16 protein-coding genes are annotated in these 14,622 nt (G+C 34.6%); 15 read left to right on the top strand and 1 reads right to left on the bottom strand.

The window, feature by feature from the left end:
* Window positions 1–3: 3 nt before the first annotated feature.
* Both H626_RS10295 and H626_RS0101050 read left to right on the top strand, forming a co-directional pair.
* Window positions 4–543, top strand: coding sequence for a thermonuclease family protein (locus H626_RS10295; RefSeq protein WP_035618144.1), 540 nt, complete (start codon window positions 4–6; stop codon window positions 541–543).
* Between the two features lie 50 nt (window positions 544–593).
* Entirely contained in the window at window positions 594–2,189 is a 1,596-nt protein-coding gene (locus tag H626_RS0101050; RefSeq protein ID WP_035618143.1) for a peptide chain release factor 3, read from the top strand.
* Between the two features lie 93 nt (window positions 2,190–2,282).
* Here H626_RS0101050 and H626_RS0101045 read toward each other — a convergent pair whose 3' ends face one another.
* Window positions 2,283–4,517, bottom strand: a complete 2,235-nt coding sequence (locus tag H626_RS0101045) for an ATP-dependent Clp protease ATP-binding subunit (protein ID WP_027107682.1) — start codon at window positions 4,515–4,517, stop codon at window positions 2,283–2,285.
* A 342-nt stretch (window positions 4,518–4,859) separates the two neighbouring features.
* Here H626_RS0101045 and H626_RS0101040 point away from each other — a divergent pair, with 342 nt between their 5' ends.
* The 13 genes from H626_RS0101040 to H626_RS0100980 all read left to right on the top strand — a co-directional run bounded on the left by H626_RS0101040 (window position 4,860) and on the right by H626_RS0100980 (window position 14,600).
* Window positions 4,860–5,126, top strand: a complete 267-nt coding sequence (locus H626_RS0101040) for a phosphocarrier protein HPr (RefSeq protein ID WP_027107681.1) — start codon at window positions 4,860–4,862, stop codon at window positions 5,124–5,126.
* A complete protein-coding gene (gene ptsP, locus H626_RS0101035; protein WP_027107680.1) occupies window positions 5,126–6,850 on the top strand; it encodes a phosphoenolpyruvate--protein phosphotransferase in 1,725 nt (574 codons plus the stop codon). The genes H626_RS0101040 and ptsP overlap by 1 nt, the downstream gene beginning before the upstream one ends.
* Window positions 6,851–6,996: 146 nt before the next feature.
* Window positions 6,997–7,878, top strand: a complete 882-nt coding sequence (locus H626_RS0101030; RefSeq protein WP_084140122.1) for an NAD(P)-dependent oxidoreductase — start codon at window positions 6,997–6,999, stop codon at window positions 7,876–7,878.
* 66 nt (window positions 7,879–7,944) lie between these two features.
* Entirely contained in the window at window positions 7,945–8,193 is a 249-nt protein-coding gene (locus H626_RS0101025) for a YkuJ family protein (protein ID WP_027107678.1), read from the top strand.
* A gap of 124 nt (window positions 8,194–8,317) precedes the next feature.
* Complete coding sequence (locus tag H626_RS0101020) at window positions 8,318–8,860, top strand: YqeG family HAD IIIA-type phosphatase (protein ID WP_027107677.1); 543 nt, start codon at window positions 8,318–8,320, stop codon at window positions 8,858–8,860.
* Window positions 8,841–9,962, top strand: coding sequence for a ribosome biogenesis GTPase YqeH (yqeH, locus tag H626_RS0101015; RefSeq protein WP_027107676.1), 1,122 nt, complete (start codon window positions 8,841–8,843; stop codon window positions 9,960–9,962). The genes H626_RS0101020 and yqeH overlap by 20 nt, the downstream gene beginning before the upstream one ends.
* 20 nt (window positions 9,963–9,982) lie before the next feature.
* Complete coding sequence (gene yhbY, locus H626_RS0101010; RefSeq protein ID WP_027107675.1) at window positions 9,983–10,291, top strand: ribosome assembly RNA-binding protein YhbY; 309 nt, start codon at window positions 9,983–9,985, stop codon at window positions 10,289–10,291.
* Between the two features lie 23 nt (window positions 10,292–10,314).
* Window positions 10,315–10,965: a nicotinate-nucleotide adenylyltransferase gene (locus H626_RS0101005; RefSeq protein ID WP_027107674.1), complete on the top strand. Its 651-nt coding sequence runs from the start codon at window positions 10,315–10,317 to the stop codon at window positions 10,963–10,965.
* The gene (gene yqeK, locus H626_RS0101000; RefSeq protein WP_027107673.1) at window positions 10,958–11,578 is read left to right on the top strand and encodes a bis(5'-nucleosyl)-tetraphosphatase (symmetrical) YqeK; all 621 of its coding nucleotides are present in this window, start codon (window positions 10,958–10,960) and stop codon (window positions 11,576–11,578) included. Before H626_RS0101005 ends, yqeK begins: the two co-directional genes overlap by 8 nt.
* Complete coding sequence (gene rsfS, locus H626_RS0100995) at window positions 11,568–11,924, top strand: ribosome silencing factor (RefSeq protein WP_035618142.1); 357 nt, start codon at window positions 11,568–11,570, stop codon at window positions 11,922–11,924. Before yqeK ends, rsfS begins: the two co-directional genes overlap by 11 nt.
* A gap of 1 nt (window position 11,925) precedes the next feature.
* Window positions 11,926–12,660 (top strand): class I SAM-dependent DNA methyltransferase, encoded by a 735-nt coding sequence (locus H626_RS0100990; RefSeq protein WP_027107671.1) that lies wholly within the window; start codon window positions 11,926–11,928, stop codon window positions 12,658–12,660.
* 89 nt (window positions 12,661–12,749) lie between these two features.
* Complete coding sequence (locus H626_RS0100985; RefSeq protein WP_035618138.1) at window positions 12,750–13,955, top strand: nucleotidyltransferase; 1,206 nt, start codon at window positions 12,750–12,752, stop codon at window positions 13,953–13,955.
* A gap of 81 nt (window positions 13,956–14,036) precedes the next feature.
* Window positions 14,037–14,600 carry a YceD family protein gene (locus tag H626_RS0100980; RefSeq protein ID WP_051237690.1) on the top strand — a complete coding sequence of 188 codons (564 nt, stop codon included), beginning with the start codon at window positions 14,037–14,039 and terminating at the stop codon, window positions 14,598–14,600.
* Window positions 14,601–14,622 lie beyond the last annotated feature (22 nt).

Raw genomic sequence — 14,622 nt, 5'->3', positions numbered from 1 at the left:
TCATTGAAAAAAAATGTGACTTCAGTTGTTATATCAATAATAATTATTATCACATGGATATTAAATACGGATTTTCTTGATTTTTCTTCTGATACAGTAGAGAATAGAGAGGCTGTCGAATTAGTGCGCGTGATTGACGGTGACACCATTGTTTATCAAAAAAACGACCAAAATTATACCTTACGTTTATTGTTAGTAGATACACCGGAAAGTTCAACTACCAAAACCGGTGAGGCTCAACCCTTTGGCTTAGAAGCGAAAGAATATTTAAAAGATATTCTGGCAGACGAAACGTTGCACATAGAATACGAACCAGTTCAAGAAAAAACCGATAAATATGGTAGAGAATTAGCCTACCTTTTTGCCGGAGACATTTTCGTGCAAAAATTATTATTAGAAGAAGGTTATGCTAGATTAGCGTATGAATCGGGCGAAGAAAAATATTTTGAAATTCTTCAAAAATCAGAAACGCAGGCAAATGAAGATGATAAAAACATTTGGGGAATAAAAAATTATGTAGAAGAATATGGGTTCCGTCCATAATAAGTTAACAGAATCACTAAGAAGAAAAAATAAATAAATGGAGAGAAATTATGACTGAATTAAATACGAAACAAATAAAACACGAAGTTGACAGCAGGCGAACATTTGCTATTATTTCTCATCCGGATGCCGGGAAGACAACTATCACCGAACAATTGCTTTTGTTTGGTGGAGCAATTAGGCAAGCTGGGACCGTGAAAGCAAAAAAAAGTGGAAAGTTCGCAAAATCAGATTGGATGGATATAGAAAAACAAAGAGGTATTTCTGTAACCAGTTCCGTTATGCAATTTGATTATGATGGAAAACGAATAAACATTCTAGATACACCGGGACATGAGGACTTTTCTGAAGACACTTACCGTACTTTGATGGCCGTAGATAGCGCTGTAATGGTAATTGACAGTGGTAAAGGTATTGAAGAACAAACAAAAAAATTATTTAAGGTTTGTCGTATGCGTGGAATTCCTATTTTTACTTTTATTAATAAACTTGATAGAGATGGAAGAGAACCATTAGAACTAGTTGCGGAATTGGAAGAAGTTTTAGGTATAGATGCATATCCTATGAATTGGCCTTTTGGCATGGGAAAAAACTTACTTGGTCTGTATGATATTTTTAATAATCGGATTGAGATCCATCGTCCCGAAGTGAATGGTTTAAACGGAGAAAAATTCGTTTCTTTAAATGAAGACGGGGAAATCGAAGGTGATCATCCTCTAAAACACTCAAATATATATGATCAAGTTTTAGAAGAAGCTCTTTTATTGAAAGAGGCAGGAAATGATTTTTCAGAAAAAGCAATTAAAGATGGACAATTAACTCCAGTATTTTTTGGTTCAGCTTTAACTAATTTTGGTGTTCAAACATTCTTGGAAACATTTTTGAATTTTGCTCCATCGCCTTCAGAACACATCACGCGTTCAGGAGAGGAGATTTCGCCTTACAACGAAGAGTTTTCTGGTTTCATTTTCAAAATACAAGCAAATATGAATCCAGCTCATAGAGATCGCATAGCCTTTTTAAGGATATGCTCGGGTGTATTTGATAGAGGAATGGATGTAACTTTGTCGCGTACTGGAAAGAAAATTAGACTTTCAAACTCTACACAATTTATGGCAGAGGATAGAGAACAAGTTACCCAAGCTGTCGCGGGTGATATTATAGGTTTGTATGATACTGGAAATTTTCAAATAGGTGACACCATTTACCAAGGTAAAATGGGTATTTCTTATGAACGTTTACCTCAATTCACACCTGAATTATTTATGAAAGTGGATCCAAAAAATGTTATGAAACAAAAATCTTTTCACAAGGGCATTAATCAATTAGTTCAAGAAGGTGCAATTCAATTGTATAAAGGTTACCATACGGAGGATTACATTATTGGGGCTGTGGGGCAACTCCAATTCGAGGTTTTTGAATATCGAATGCGTCACGAATACAATTCTGAAGTTATTATGACACCAATTGGTAGCCGTGTAGCACGTTGGGTTAAACCGGAAGAGCTTGATGAGAATATGGCGTCTAATCGAAATCTTCTAGTTAAAGATCGATTTGATAATCCGCTATTCTTGTTTGAAAATCAGTTTGCTCTAAGATGGTTTCAAGATAAGTATCCTGATATAGAATTAGATTCATTATTGTAAAATAAAATAAAGAGTCACAGTGATCCTCGATTAAAAAGGATCACTGTGACTCTTTATTTGATTGAATAGGGATAGATTTTCTTTTGTTCAAGCTTATGAATCAGTTGATTTTTCTTCATCAGTTGATTCGGATTTTTCAATAGTATCTTCTTTTTTTGTGACAATTATAGAATCATTGTCCAATTGTACAAGTAAGTGAGAAGATCCAGGATTGGATAAATAGTATTCAGCAACTTTATCTTCGATCTGTTCTTCAATCACACGACGAAGTGGACGAGCTCCCATAGCAGGATCATAGCCCAAGTCGACTAATTTCTCTTTGGCATCTTGGGTTACATCGAGCTTGATATCTTGTTCTTCCAACATTTGTTCAACTTCATCTAGCATAATATCTATAATTTCCAATAGATTTTCTTTAGTTAAAGAATTAAATTCGACTAAACCGTCAAACCGATTGATAAACTCTGGCTTAAAATAGTCCTGTAAATGATCAAGAACAGAATGTTGTGTGCCACTCATTGCTGCACCGAACCCAACATTAGCCTCCAGAGTTCCTGTTCCAGCATTACTAGTCATAATAATAATGGATTCTTTGAAATTGACTGTTCGACCTTGAGCATCTGTTAATCTTCCATCATCTAGTACTTGAAGAAACATGTGTAAGACATCTGGGTGAGCTTTTTCTACTTCGTCGATCAAAATTAGACTATAAGGATTTCTTCTCACTTTTTCTGTTAACTGTCCAGCTTCTTCATATCCGACGTAGCCAGGTGGAGAACCGATCAATTTAGAAGTACTGTGTTTTTCCATGTATTCGCTCATATCCAGACGTATATAAGCATCCTTACTTCCAAACAGTTCGAGAGCAAGCGATTTTGCTAGTTCTGTTTTACCAACACCAGTTGGGCCAACAAATAGGAAGGAGCCAATTGGACGGTTTTTTTGCTTTAATCCAATTCGGTTCCGTCTTATTGCTCTTGTTACTTTTTCTATAGCTTCATCTTGCCCAATAACATGTTTTTTTAGTTCTTTATCTAAATCACGTAATTGCTGTTGCTCTTTTTCTTTCAGATCTCCTACAGGGATACCCGTTTTGATTTCGATAATATTTATCATGTCCTGCTCGGTAACCACAGGCTTTTCTTTTTCTGGTTTTTGTTGATTTAACATCTCTTTATATTTTGTTACCTGATCTCGATAAAAGGCAGCTTTTTCATAATCTTCCTTTTCAAGAGCCATTTGTTTATTTTTTTCTGCTTCATCGATTTTTTCTTCCATAGCTGTGGGATCTACAGTTTGTATGGTCAAGTTCTTTTTGGAACCTGATTCGTCAAGCAAGTCAATTGCCTTGTCGGGCAAAAAGCGATCCTGGATATAACGATGAGATAGTTCTACCGCACTGTGGATGGCTTTATCTGTATAAGATACTTTATGATAATCTTCATACTGTTTCTGTATTCCCTTTAAAATTGTATATGTTTCTTCTAAAGTGGGCTCATTGACTCGAACTGGTTGGAGTCTTCTCTCTAAGGCTGGATCTTTTTCGATTTTTCGATATTCATTGGTTGTAGTGGCTCCGACCATTTGAAGTTCTCCTCGTGCTAAGGCAGGTTTTAAAATGTTTCCTGCATCCATTGTGCTTCCTTCTGCAGATCCAGCACCAACAATTTCATGAACCTCATCAATGAATAAAATAATCTCTGGATTGTTTTTGAGTTCGTTCATCAGCTGCTGCATTCTTTCTTCAAATTGACCACGAATTCCAGTTCCTTGTACCAAAGAGGCTACATCTAAACGAATAATTTCTTTATCTAAAAGTTTTTGCGGTACTTCGTTGTCAACGATTTTTGTAGCCAAGCCTTCAACAATTGCAGTTTTTCCTACGCCAGCTTCTCCTGTTAATACAGGGTTGTTCTTTGTGCGTCGATTTAATATTTCGATAACTCTTTCAATCTCTCTATCTCTACCGATCACGGGATCGATTTTTCCTTCTCTAGCAAGATCGGTCAAGTTTACACCGAACTCTCCCAAGAGTCCTTTGCGTTTTTGAGGGGGCTGTTGATTACCCCCGAAGCCGCTTTGGTTAGGCGGGATTTGTTGACCAGGATCTTGACTTCCGGTTGGACTATTCATCGCACGAAATAAATCATCTATGTTTCCAAATCCAAATGGATCTTGTGGTCCAGAGGCATTGAAGGAAGATTGATTTTGCTGATTTTTCAAATCACGATAACACTGCTGGCAAAGATTGATTTGTGTTTTCTGTCCGTTTACACTTGTATAAAGATGAATGGTTGCTTCTCGTTGTTTACATCTTTGGCAAAGCATATTTTTCACTACCCTTCTCTTTTTATTGATCTACTTTCTACTATTTAGTATATATAAAATAGGTGGTATTCTCACGCGAAAAGATTGTTTGACCTTTATTGACCAATTCTAATTTTATTATACAGTGACTTTTAATGAAATTCAATAACAAAATATGGAAACTCTTTTATTTATTTTATGATCATGGAATATATAAATCGTGTAGAAGTAGGCTTTTAGGTAAAAACTATTGTTAAATTGATCAAATAATGGTAATGTTTATAGATGTAAGGATTGAAAGACAGGACAAGCACAAAAAAAGTTTTTCTTTCATTTCAAAATATAATAAAAGGGGTAATTTTAATGGAAAAACATGAATTTCACGTAACAGCAGAGACAGGGATCCATGCACGTCCGGCTACATTATTAGTACAAACAGCAAGCAAATACAATTCTGATATAACTTTGGAATACAAAGGGAAATCAGTTAACCTTAAATCTATTATGGGGGTTATGTCTCTTGGAGTAGGCCAAGGTGCTGATGTTACAATTACAGCCGAAGGTGCTGACGAAGTAGAAGCTATGACTGGTATTCAAGAAACAATTGAGAAAGAAGGCATTGCGAAATAATGACTGCTAAATTGTCCGGTATTGCCGCTAGTGATGGAATTGCAATAGCAAAATCTTATTTATTAGTTGAACCAGACTTGTCATTTGAAAGCAAAAATATTAGTGATGCTGATGGTGAAATTAACAGATTAAGTGACGCTATTGATAAATCTAAATCTGATTTAGAGATGATAAAAGAGAACGCTAAGAAAACACTAGGCGAAGAAGAAGCTAAAGTTTTTGATGCCCATTTAATGGTTCTTTCAGATCCAGATTTGATTTCATCAATTGAAAACGCTATTCGAGAAGAAAAAATAAATGTAGAAACTGCATTGCAAAATGCAACTGATACCTTCATTACAATGTTTGAAGCGATGGAAGATAATCCATATATGCAAGAACGTGCAGCCGATATTAAAGATGTTCGCAAACGTGTACTTGCTTATTTATTGGGTGTGAAGCTTCCTAGTCCTGCTACAATTGATGAAGAAGTTATCATTATTGCAGAAGATCTAACGCCGAGTGATACTGCTCAGTTAAACAAACAATTTGTTAAAGCGTTTGTCACTAATGTTGGTGGGAGAACTTCCCATTCTGCTATTATGGCCCGTTCTCTAGAAATCCCAGCTATAGTGGGAACTAAATCGATTACTGAAAATGTAAAAGATGGAGATATGCTAATCGTAGATGGATTAGAAGGGGAAATTTTAATTAATCCTTCTGAAAGCGAATTGAAAGAATACAAGAAGAAAAATGAAGAATATGCTGAGTTGAAAAAAGAATGGGATCGTCTTGTAAATGAAAAAACAATTACAAAAGACGGAAACCATGTAGAGCTGGCTGCTAATATCGGAACTCCGAAAGATTTAATAGGAGTAAAAGAAAATGGCGCTGAAGCTGTTGGTTTATATCGCACAGAATTTTTATACATGGATTCTAGCGAATTACCAACTGAAGAGGACCAGTACCAAGCATATACAAAAGTATTAGAGGGAATGGAAGGAAAACCCGTAGTTGTTCGTACAATGGACATCGGTGGAGATAAAGAACTTCCATACTTGAAATTACCTAATGAAATGAATCCGTTCTTAGGATATAGAGCAATACGTGTAAGCTTAGACAAAGATGATATTTTCCGTACTCAGTTGCGCGCACTTCTACGTGCATCTGTTCATGGCAACTTGCGCATTATGTTCCCAATGATTGCTACGTTAAACGAATTCCGTCAGGCAAAAACAATTTATGAAGAAGAAAAAGAAAAATTAACAAATGAAGGTATAAAAGTAGCTAACGATATTCAAGTGGGGATAATGATCGAAATTCCTGCGGCAGCAGTCCTAGCTGACAAATTCGCTAAAGAAGTAGACTTCTTCAGTATTGGAACAAACGATCTAATTCAATATACAATGGCGGCAGATCGTATGAATGAGAGAGTATCTTATTTATATCAACCATATAACCCGTCAATTTTACGGTTAGTAAAATTTGTGATTGATTCTGCGCATAAAGAAGGCAAATGGGCTGGAATGTGTGGAGAAATGGCTGGAGATCAAATAGCTGTACCTATTTTACTTGGATTAGGTTTAGATGAGTTCTCAATGAGCGCTACTAGCATTTTGAAAACGCGTAGTTTCTTATTGGAATTGGATACCAATGAAATGGTAGAGTTAGCTGAAAAAGCAGTGAATGATTGTGAAACTGCTGAAGAAGTAATCGAATTAGTTAATAAATATACAAAAAAATAATTTGGAAATTACTTTAAGATTAGTTTCATAATAAAGAGGTTGAAGATTTTTTCTTCAACCTCTTTATTTTATTAAATACCTATTATTTATTAAACATCCTATTTTACTTTATAATAAAAAGAAAGAAGACAAAAAGGAAGGATGGAATGATTATGAAACAAAAAGTCGGATTTATCGGTACAGGAGTAATGGGGTCATCAATTATTAAACATTTATTAAAAAGAGGATACGTTGTACGAGTTTACAGTCGAACGAAAGAAAAAACAAACGAATTGATAAAATTGGGAGCGATTTGGTGTGAATCGCCGGGGATGGTCGCGCAGGAATCAAATGTTATTTTCACTATGGTGGGTTATCCTAAAGATGTAGAAGAAGTATATTATGGAGAGAACGGAATATTTCAGCATCCGCAAAAAAACAAAATTGTAGTAGATTTGACAACCAGCACTCCAACTTTGGCTAAAAAAATCGGAGACACAGCAGCTAAGCATGAAATGAGTTCTTTAGACGCACCAGTATCTGGAGGGGATATAGGAGCCCAAAAAGGTGCTTTAACCTTAATGGTTGGAGGAGATAAAGATGCTTTTGAAAAAGTGAAACCACTATTTGAATGTTTTTCTAATTCAATAGAATATCACGGGAAGCATGGGAATGGACAACATGTTAAAATGGCTAACCAAATAATGATAGCAGGAACAATGACTGGAATGACAGAGATGATCGTCTACGCACAAGAAGCTGAACTTGATTTGGAAAAAGTTTTTAAAACCTTGAATGGTGGAGCGGCACAAAATTGGTCTTTAGAAAACTATGCTCCCAGGATTCTGAAAAAAGATTATAGCCCCGGTTTTTTTATTAAACACTTCTTGAAAGATTTATCGATTGCCCTTGATGAAGCTGAGAAATTAGAAATTGAATTACCGGCAACTAAAATGGCGAAAGATCTCTATGAAAAGCTTTCTAAAAATGGTTATTCTGATTATGGGACGCAAGCATTAATTAAATTGTGGGAAAAGCAGATTATATAGTCAGTGTTAATGTAATTTATCCTAAAATCTGGTAAAATAATGATGAATAGAAAGGGGCATTATTAGATGAAATCATCACAGCTAATTCCAATTATCCGTAGATTAGAAGCTATGCAAGAAGATAAAGGTGAAGAAATTCAAATTCGTAGGTTTGAGAGTGACGGATCTGAACGCTGCATCGTTAAGTATGATAAAAAAACTGGAACTTTTGAACTGGAAGAACGGTCCTCGGGACAAACCTATCAATTTGATAATATAGATTATGTGGCGATTGAAGTGCTAGAGCTTGTTCAACCCGTAGAAAACTCTAAATAAGTGAAAAACAGATAAAATGCTATACTGTTCTTTTTATCAAACTGTTTTTATGTATGCGGAGACTAATCTATAAAAATAAGGAGTACATAAATGTGCTCCTGTTTTATTATATAAGGAGAGCAAAATGCTAAATAGTTTTAAACCGACATGGATGGTCGAATCAATTTATCAGATTTCACCGGAACAATTAAAGAAACAAAATGTTAAGGCAGTATTGGCCGATTTGGATAATACACTGATTGCTTGGGACAATCCAGAAGGTACCCAGGCAACAATTCAATGGATTGAAACAATGAAAAAAAATGATATTGAAGTAATTATTTTATCAAATAATAGCAAAAAAAGAGTAGGTAAAATTGCTCGTATTTTAAAACTGAAATTTGTCTCACGCGGACTGAAACCATTAACAAGAGGATTTACAGTGGCACTAAACTTACTTCCGTATAAAAAATCAGAGATTATTATGGTTGGAGATCAAATTGTTACAGATATAAGGGGAGCTAATGCTTTTGGCATCCGGAGCGCATTAGTTAAACCCTTACTTGATTCAGATGCATGGAACACGAAGTTCAATCGGTTTATCGAGTTGAAAATAATGAATTATTTGATAAAAAAAAATCCGGATATGAAGTGGAGGAATTCGTTACATGACCCAATTAGAAAATAATGAAGAATTATATTGCATAGGTTGCGGAGCAAAATTACAATCTGAGAATAAGAATGCATCGGGGTATATTCCTGCATCGCATCTAAACAGCGAAGAGGATGTATATTGTCAAAGGTGTTTCCGTCTTAGACATTACAATGAAATACAAGACATTGAACTAACAGACAGCGATTTTTTGAAAATGCTAAATGAAATAGGAGAAAAAAATGCATTGATCGTTAATTTAGTAGATATATTTGATTTTAACGGAAGTGTTATTCCGGGGATTCATAGGTTCGTAGGAAATAATCCAGTTATTTTAGTTGGAAATAAGAAAGATTTACTGCCTAAGTCTTTGAAAGTTGGGAAAATGACTCAATGGCTAACTGAACGAGCACATGAAATTGGAATCAGACCTATTGAGGTTTCACTAATTAGTGCTATGAAGAAAGATGATGTCACTAGGTTGATGGACATGATAGAAAAACACCGTAAAGGCAGAGATGTTTATGTTGTAGGAACTACGAATGTTGGTAAATCAACGCTTATTAATCAAATTATTCGATTATCTAGTGATGAACAGGAAATTATCACCACGTCATATTTTCCAGGAACAACATTAGGGAAAATTGAAATTCCTTTAGATGACGGCTCATTCTTAATTGATACACCTGGTATAATACAACCTCAACAAATGGCACAATTTTTAGAACCCAAGGATTTAAAAGCTATTACACCGAAAAAAGAAATAAAACCAAAAACCTATCAATTAAATGAAGCTCAAACTATTTTCATGGGTGGATTAGCTCGGTTTGATTATGTAAAGGGAGATGCCAAACAACCTTTTGTATTATATTTTGCAAATGGAATTGACTTTCACCGTACAAAAACTGAAAGAGCAACTGAGTTATACGAGAATCATAAAGGAGAACTGCTTTCTCCCCCCTCATTAGATAATATTGAAAAATTACCAGAATTAAAAAGATTTGAATTTACAATACAAGAAAAATCAGATGTTGTCTTTTCCGGATTAGGATGGATAACGGTTGATCAACCGAATACTGTTGTTGCTGCTTGGGCTCCCCAGGGCGTTGACATAATAGTTAGAAAAGCACTAGTATAAAATAAGAAAGTAGGAATGAAATGAAATTAACAGGCAAACAAAAACAATTTTTGAAAAGTAAGGCACATAAACTATCTCCTCTATTTCAAATTGGTAAAAATGGAATTAGCGAAGAGACAGTAAATCAAATAGAAAAAGCATTAGAGAAGCGTGAATTACTAAAAGTGTCTCTCTTACAAAATACAGAGAGTTCTGTAGAAGAAGTAGAGACAGCGATTGAGTCAATACCGGGAGCGACAGTAGTTAAAACTATTGGTAGAGTGATCATCGTTTTTAAACCATCCAACCAAGAAAAATATCAGCGGATTTCAAAAGAATTACCAAAATAAACAGGAATATAAATGAAGGGTAGATGACTGTTTTGGAACACAAAAATAATAGCAGTGTGAGCACACAGAGTTCTCCTCGTGTGAAAGAAGCGCATGTTAAAAAAAAAATAGGAATCTTCGGGGGATCTTTTAATCCACCCCATATAGGTCATTTGATAATCGCTGACCAAGTTCAAAATCAATTAGGGTTGGAAAAAATACTCTTTATACCTACAGCCAATCCACCACATGTTTCAAAAAAAGAAACTATTTCAGCCGAACATAGAATCGAGATGATCACTTTGTCAATTGAAGAGAATCCGAATTTTTCTGTTGATCTATCTGAGATTGTACGCGGAGGAAAAAGTTATACTTTTGATACAATTGTGGAGTTGAAAGAAAGAAATCCGGAGACAGAGTATTATTTCATAATAGGTGGAGATATGGTTGCAGATTTAAAAAATTGGTACAAAATTGAAGAGTTATTAAAAATAGTTCAGTTTGTCGCAGTCAGAAGGCCTCATTATGCTAAAGAAACTGAATACCCTGTGATCTGGGTAGATATTCCAGAAATAGAAATCAGTTCAACACTTATCCGGCAAAAAATCAGACAAAATTGCTCAGTAAATTACTTGATTTCTTCTACAGTTTTAGAGTATATACAAAAGGAAGGGTTGTACAAAAGTAATGAGTGAAGAGAAAGAATATTCTTCGAAGAACATTCGACTAACACGTGATGAACTAATAAGTGAAATGCAGGGAAAAATGACCGAGCTTCGATTCCAACATGTATTAAGAGTAGAAAAGACAGCTCTATTGTTGGCAAAAATCCATAAAGTAGATACAGAAAAGACTAGTATTGCAGCATTAAGTCATGATTACGTAAAAGATTTACCGGACGAGGAAATGAGAGATGTCATTATTAGCGAAAACATGGATCTTGAGTTGCTACAATATGGTAGCAATATATGGCATGGACCAGTGGCCGCGGTTCTAATGAAGAAAAGATTTGGTATCAATGACCAAGAGATATTAGATGCTATAAAATATCATACTGTGGGCTCACCTCATATGGGCAGTTTAGAAAAAATAATTTATGTAGCCGATTTTATTGAACCTGGAAGGAATTTTAAAGGAATAGAAAGAGCAAGAGAATTAGCAAAAAGCAATTTAGATGAAACAGTTGGCTATATTACAGAGGAAACACTGAACTATTTATTAAAAGAGAAAATGAGAATTTACCCAGGGTCGATTTATACGTACAATAAGTGGGTTGTTCAATTACAGGAGGAAAAAAATGACAGATAAAGCAAATGAAATTTTAAAATGGGTAGTAAAAACTGCGGATGATAAACTTGCAGAAGATATTGTTGCATTAAACATGAAAGACCTATCGTTACTTGCCGATTATTTTGTGATTATGCACGGAAATAGTGATCGTCAGGTCTTAGCTATTAGTGACGGAATTATCAAAGCGGCAGCAGAAAATGAAACTACCATAAATCGTATTGAAGGCAGAGACTCTGCTAAATGGATATTGATAGATTTAGGGGATGTTATAGTACACATTTTCGATGAAGAACAACGTGATCTTTATAGTTTGGAAAAATTATGGGAAGACGCCGAACTCGTAGATGTTCAAGAGTATATTTAAAATGAGTTATCAAAAATTTGCGTATGTTTACGATGAAATCATGGATGATACATTGTATGATAAATGGTTTGATTTTACTCAATCTCATACCAATGGGACTTCTATGGAGATACTAGAACTAGCTTGTGGAACGGGCAAACTTGGTCTGGAGTTAAGTAAAGCTGGTCATGCTGTGGTGGGGCTAGATTTATCAGAAGAGATGTTAACGGAAGCATATTCTTTACAAATGGATAGTAATAATTATTTTCCGCTAATTCAAGGTGATATGAGAGACTTAGAAAGTTTTGACTCAAAGAATATCATCACTTGCTATTCTGATTCCCTCTGTTACCTCTCTAATGAGAATGAAATGCTCAGCATGTTTAAAGAAGTGAATGCCAAGTTAAAAGAAAAAGGCTATTTTTTATTTGATGTTCATTCGATTCATAAAATTAATGATGTTTTTCCTGGCTATATGTTTCATGCTGATTTAGAAAAAGCTACTTTTTTATGGTCTAGTTATAAAGGAGAAGTTCCTAATTCCATCGAGCATGATTTAACTTTCTTTATATTAAATGAAACTAATCATCTCTATGAAAGATTTGATGAAACTCACAAGGAAAGAACTTATCCAATGCAGAAATATAGAGAAATGTTAAAAGAGGCTGGTTTTTCTAAAGTCAGTGTAACGGCAAACTTTGGATCAGAAAACGTTAAATCAAATACTGAACGATGGTTTTTTTCTTGTCAAAAATAGAATTGAAAGAAAAATACAATCCTCTTATGTCATAATTAACTTGAAAATTAGATCGATCACTGATTAGTCTAGTTTGAAAAGGAGAAATGATGGAGAAGAATAAGAAAGTAACCTTAAATGCTTGTGGTATTGTTGCTGAGTATAATCCGTTTCATAATGGGCATGCCTATCAAATTAAAGAACTCAAAGGGAGATTGGGGATCGATTTGATAGTAGTAGTAATGAGTGGCGATTTTTTACAAAGAGGAGAACCTGCTATTGTAGATAAGTGGAGTAGAGCAGAAGCAGCAATACGTTCTGGGGCAGATGTAGTTATTGAAATGCCTCTGGAATATAGTGTGCAATCTTCAGATGTTTTTGCCGAAGGAGCAATCGATTTGCTCCATTCTTTAGCCGTCAAGTGCTATAGTTTTGGAGCAGAATCAGGGGATTCTTTTGACTTTATGAAAACTGCCAAAGTGTTTCTTGAAAGAGAAGAAGAAGTAGACCATTTATTTTTAAAGCAAAAAAACAATGGTCTTTCTTATCCTGCTCAAATGGAAAAAGTAATGAAAGAAATTTTCCCGCAATCCCCAATTGACTTTTCACTACCGAATAATCAATTGGGGATTGCGTATGAAAAAATTAACCAAGCCTATAGTGCACCTATGAAACCCATCGTTATCAGACGTAAGGGTGCGAATTATCATGCTCAAAACATATCAGATGCAACCATTGCAAGTGCAACGGCAATTCGCAAACTGATTCTATCGAATCCTGTTGATTCGATAGAAAAATATGTTCCCCAACCGATGTTTAAATTATTGGGAAACAGTGAATATGTAGACTGGAATAAACTTTGGCCACTTTTACGTTACCAGATTCATCTGCAATCAGTAGAACAGCTAAGAGAAGTTTATGAGGTGCGAGAAGGAATTGAGTATCGATTAAAAGAAAAATTGCTGTTAGCTGAATCATTTGAGGAATATATGAATTTGGTTAAAACAAAACGATATACTCGCACACGCATTCAAAGAATATTTGTTTATATCCTTTTGCAATGGACCAAAGATGGTATAGCTGAAAAATTAAAGAATGAAGCTTCAGGGCGAATATTAGGATTTTCAGAAATTGGCAGAACCTATCTTGGGCAAATAAAAAAAAGAGGTCAAAGTACCTTGATAACAAATTTGAATAGAAACAATCAAGAAAAATGGGCTTATAATCATGTTGCAAGTCATTTACACTCTTTTTTGTCTTCAAGTGACTATAAGAATAATAATGAGTTTCAAAAAAAACCTATTTATATTAAATAGAAATGAACTGTCATGTAAAATACATTGACAAACTTTTTCATCATCGGTATAATAAATTTTGTTGCTTTAGGAGTGAAGACTATGAAATTGAAATGGGCTTTAAATGAATTAAAGAAATATCAAGATGAAGGCTTACCTGTTGAAGGTGAGGTAAATCTCGAAAAAGAATTAAAAGAAAAAACCTCTCAAATTCTGAGTGCAAAACCATTGAAAATAAAAGGACTCATTACTGTAGAAAAAGATTTCTACTCTTTATATTTAAATGTACATGCTCATTTAGTGTTACCTTCTTCGAGATCTTTGAATCCTGTTCCTTTTGAAATGGATTTTGTTATTGATGAAATTTATTTACCGACTGGTTCAGAAGAAAAAGCAGAACTCTTTTCTGATGAAGATATTGTTATTGAATTAGAAAAAGATATGTTAGACTTAATACCTATCATTACAGATAACGTCATCGCAGCTTTGCCTTTCCAAGTTTATACTCAAGAAGAATTGGACAGTAAAGAAATGCCGAGTGGTAATGATTGGAAAGTCGTTCCGGAAGAAGAATATGAGAATAGTGTGAAAAATCATTTATCAGAAGAAGGAGATCCACGGTTTTCTGCTTTGAAATCATTATTCACTCAAGAAGAGGAACAGTAAACTATATTTTCAATAATTTTAA

The sequence above is a fragment of the Lacticigenium naphthae DSM 19658 genome (assembly GCF_000425865.1).
Classification (GTDB): domain Bacteria; phylum Bacillota; class Bacilli; order Lactobacillales; family Carnobacteriaceae_A; genus Lacticigenium; species Lacticigenium naphthae.
The sequence above is the reverse complement of the archived record's forward strand: the minus strand, read 5'-3'. Positions and strand labels throughout refer to the sequence as shown.

What these genes read in the sequence shown, in the direction of transcription:
- H626_RS0101050 (WP_035618143.1), top strand. Translation starts at nt 594, where the DNA reads ATGACTGAATTAAATACGAAACAAATAAAACACGAAGTTGACAGCAGG.
- H626_RS0101045 (WP_027107682.1), bottom strand. Translation starts at nt 4,517, where the DNA reads ATGCTTTGCCAAAGATGTAAACAACGAGAAGCAACCATTCATCTTTAT.
- H626_RS0101040 (WP_027107681.1), top strand. Translation starts at nt 4,860, where the DNA reads ATGGAAAAACATGAATTTCACGTAACAGCAGAGACAGGGATCCATGCA.
- ptsP (WP_027107680.1), top strand. Translation starts at nt 5,126, where the DNA reads ATGACTGCTAAATTGTCCGGTATTGCCGCTAGTGATGGAATTGCAATA.
- H626_RS0101030 (WP_084140122.1), top strand. Translation starts at nt 6,997, where the DNA reads ATGATTATGAAACAAAAAGTCGGATTTATCGGTACAGGAGTAATGGGG.
- H626_RS0101025 (WP_027107678.1), top strand. Translation starts at nt 7,945, where the DNA reads ATGAAATCATCACAGCTAATTCCAATTATCCGTAGATTAGAAGCTATG.
- H626_RS0101020 (WP_027107677.1), top strand. Translation starts at nt 8,318, where the DNA reads ATGCTAAATAGTTTTAAACCGACATGGATGGTCGAATCAATTTATCAG.
- yqeH (WP_027107676.1), top strand. Translation starts at nt 8,841, where the DNA reads ATGACCCAATTAGAAAATAATGAAGAATTATATTGCATAGGTTGCGGA.
- yhbY (WP_027107675.1), top strand. Translation starts at nt 9,983, where the DNA reads ATGAAATTAACAGGCAAACAAAAACAATTTTTGAAAAGTAAGGCACAT.
- H626_RS0101005 (WP_027107674.1), top strand. Translation starts at nt 10,315, where the DNA reads ATGACTGTTTTGGAACACAAAAATAATAGCAGTGTGAGCACACAGAGT.
- yqeK (WP_027107673.1), top strand. Translation starts at nt 10,958, where the DNA reads ATGAGTGAAGAGAAAGAATATTCTTCGAAGAACATTCGACTAACACGT.
- rsfS (WP_035618142.1), top strand. Translation starts at nt 11,568, where the DNA reads ATGACAGATAAAGCAAATGAAATTTTAAAATGGGTAGTAAAAACTGCG.
- H626_RS0100990 (WP_027107671.1), top strand. Translation starts at nt 11,926, where the DNA reads ATGAGTTATCAAAAATTTGCGTATGTTTACGATGAAATCATGGATGAT.
- H626_RS0100985 (WP_035618138.1), top strand. Translation starts at nt 12,750, where the DNA reads ATGGAGAAGAATAAGAAAGTAACCTTAAATGCTTGTGGTATTGTTGCT.
- H626_RS0100980 (WP_051237690.1), top strand. Translation starts at nt 14,037, where the DNA reads ATGAAATTGAAATGGGCTTTAAATGAATTAAAGAAATATCAAGATGAA.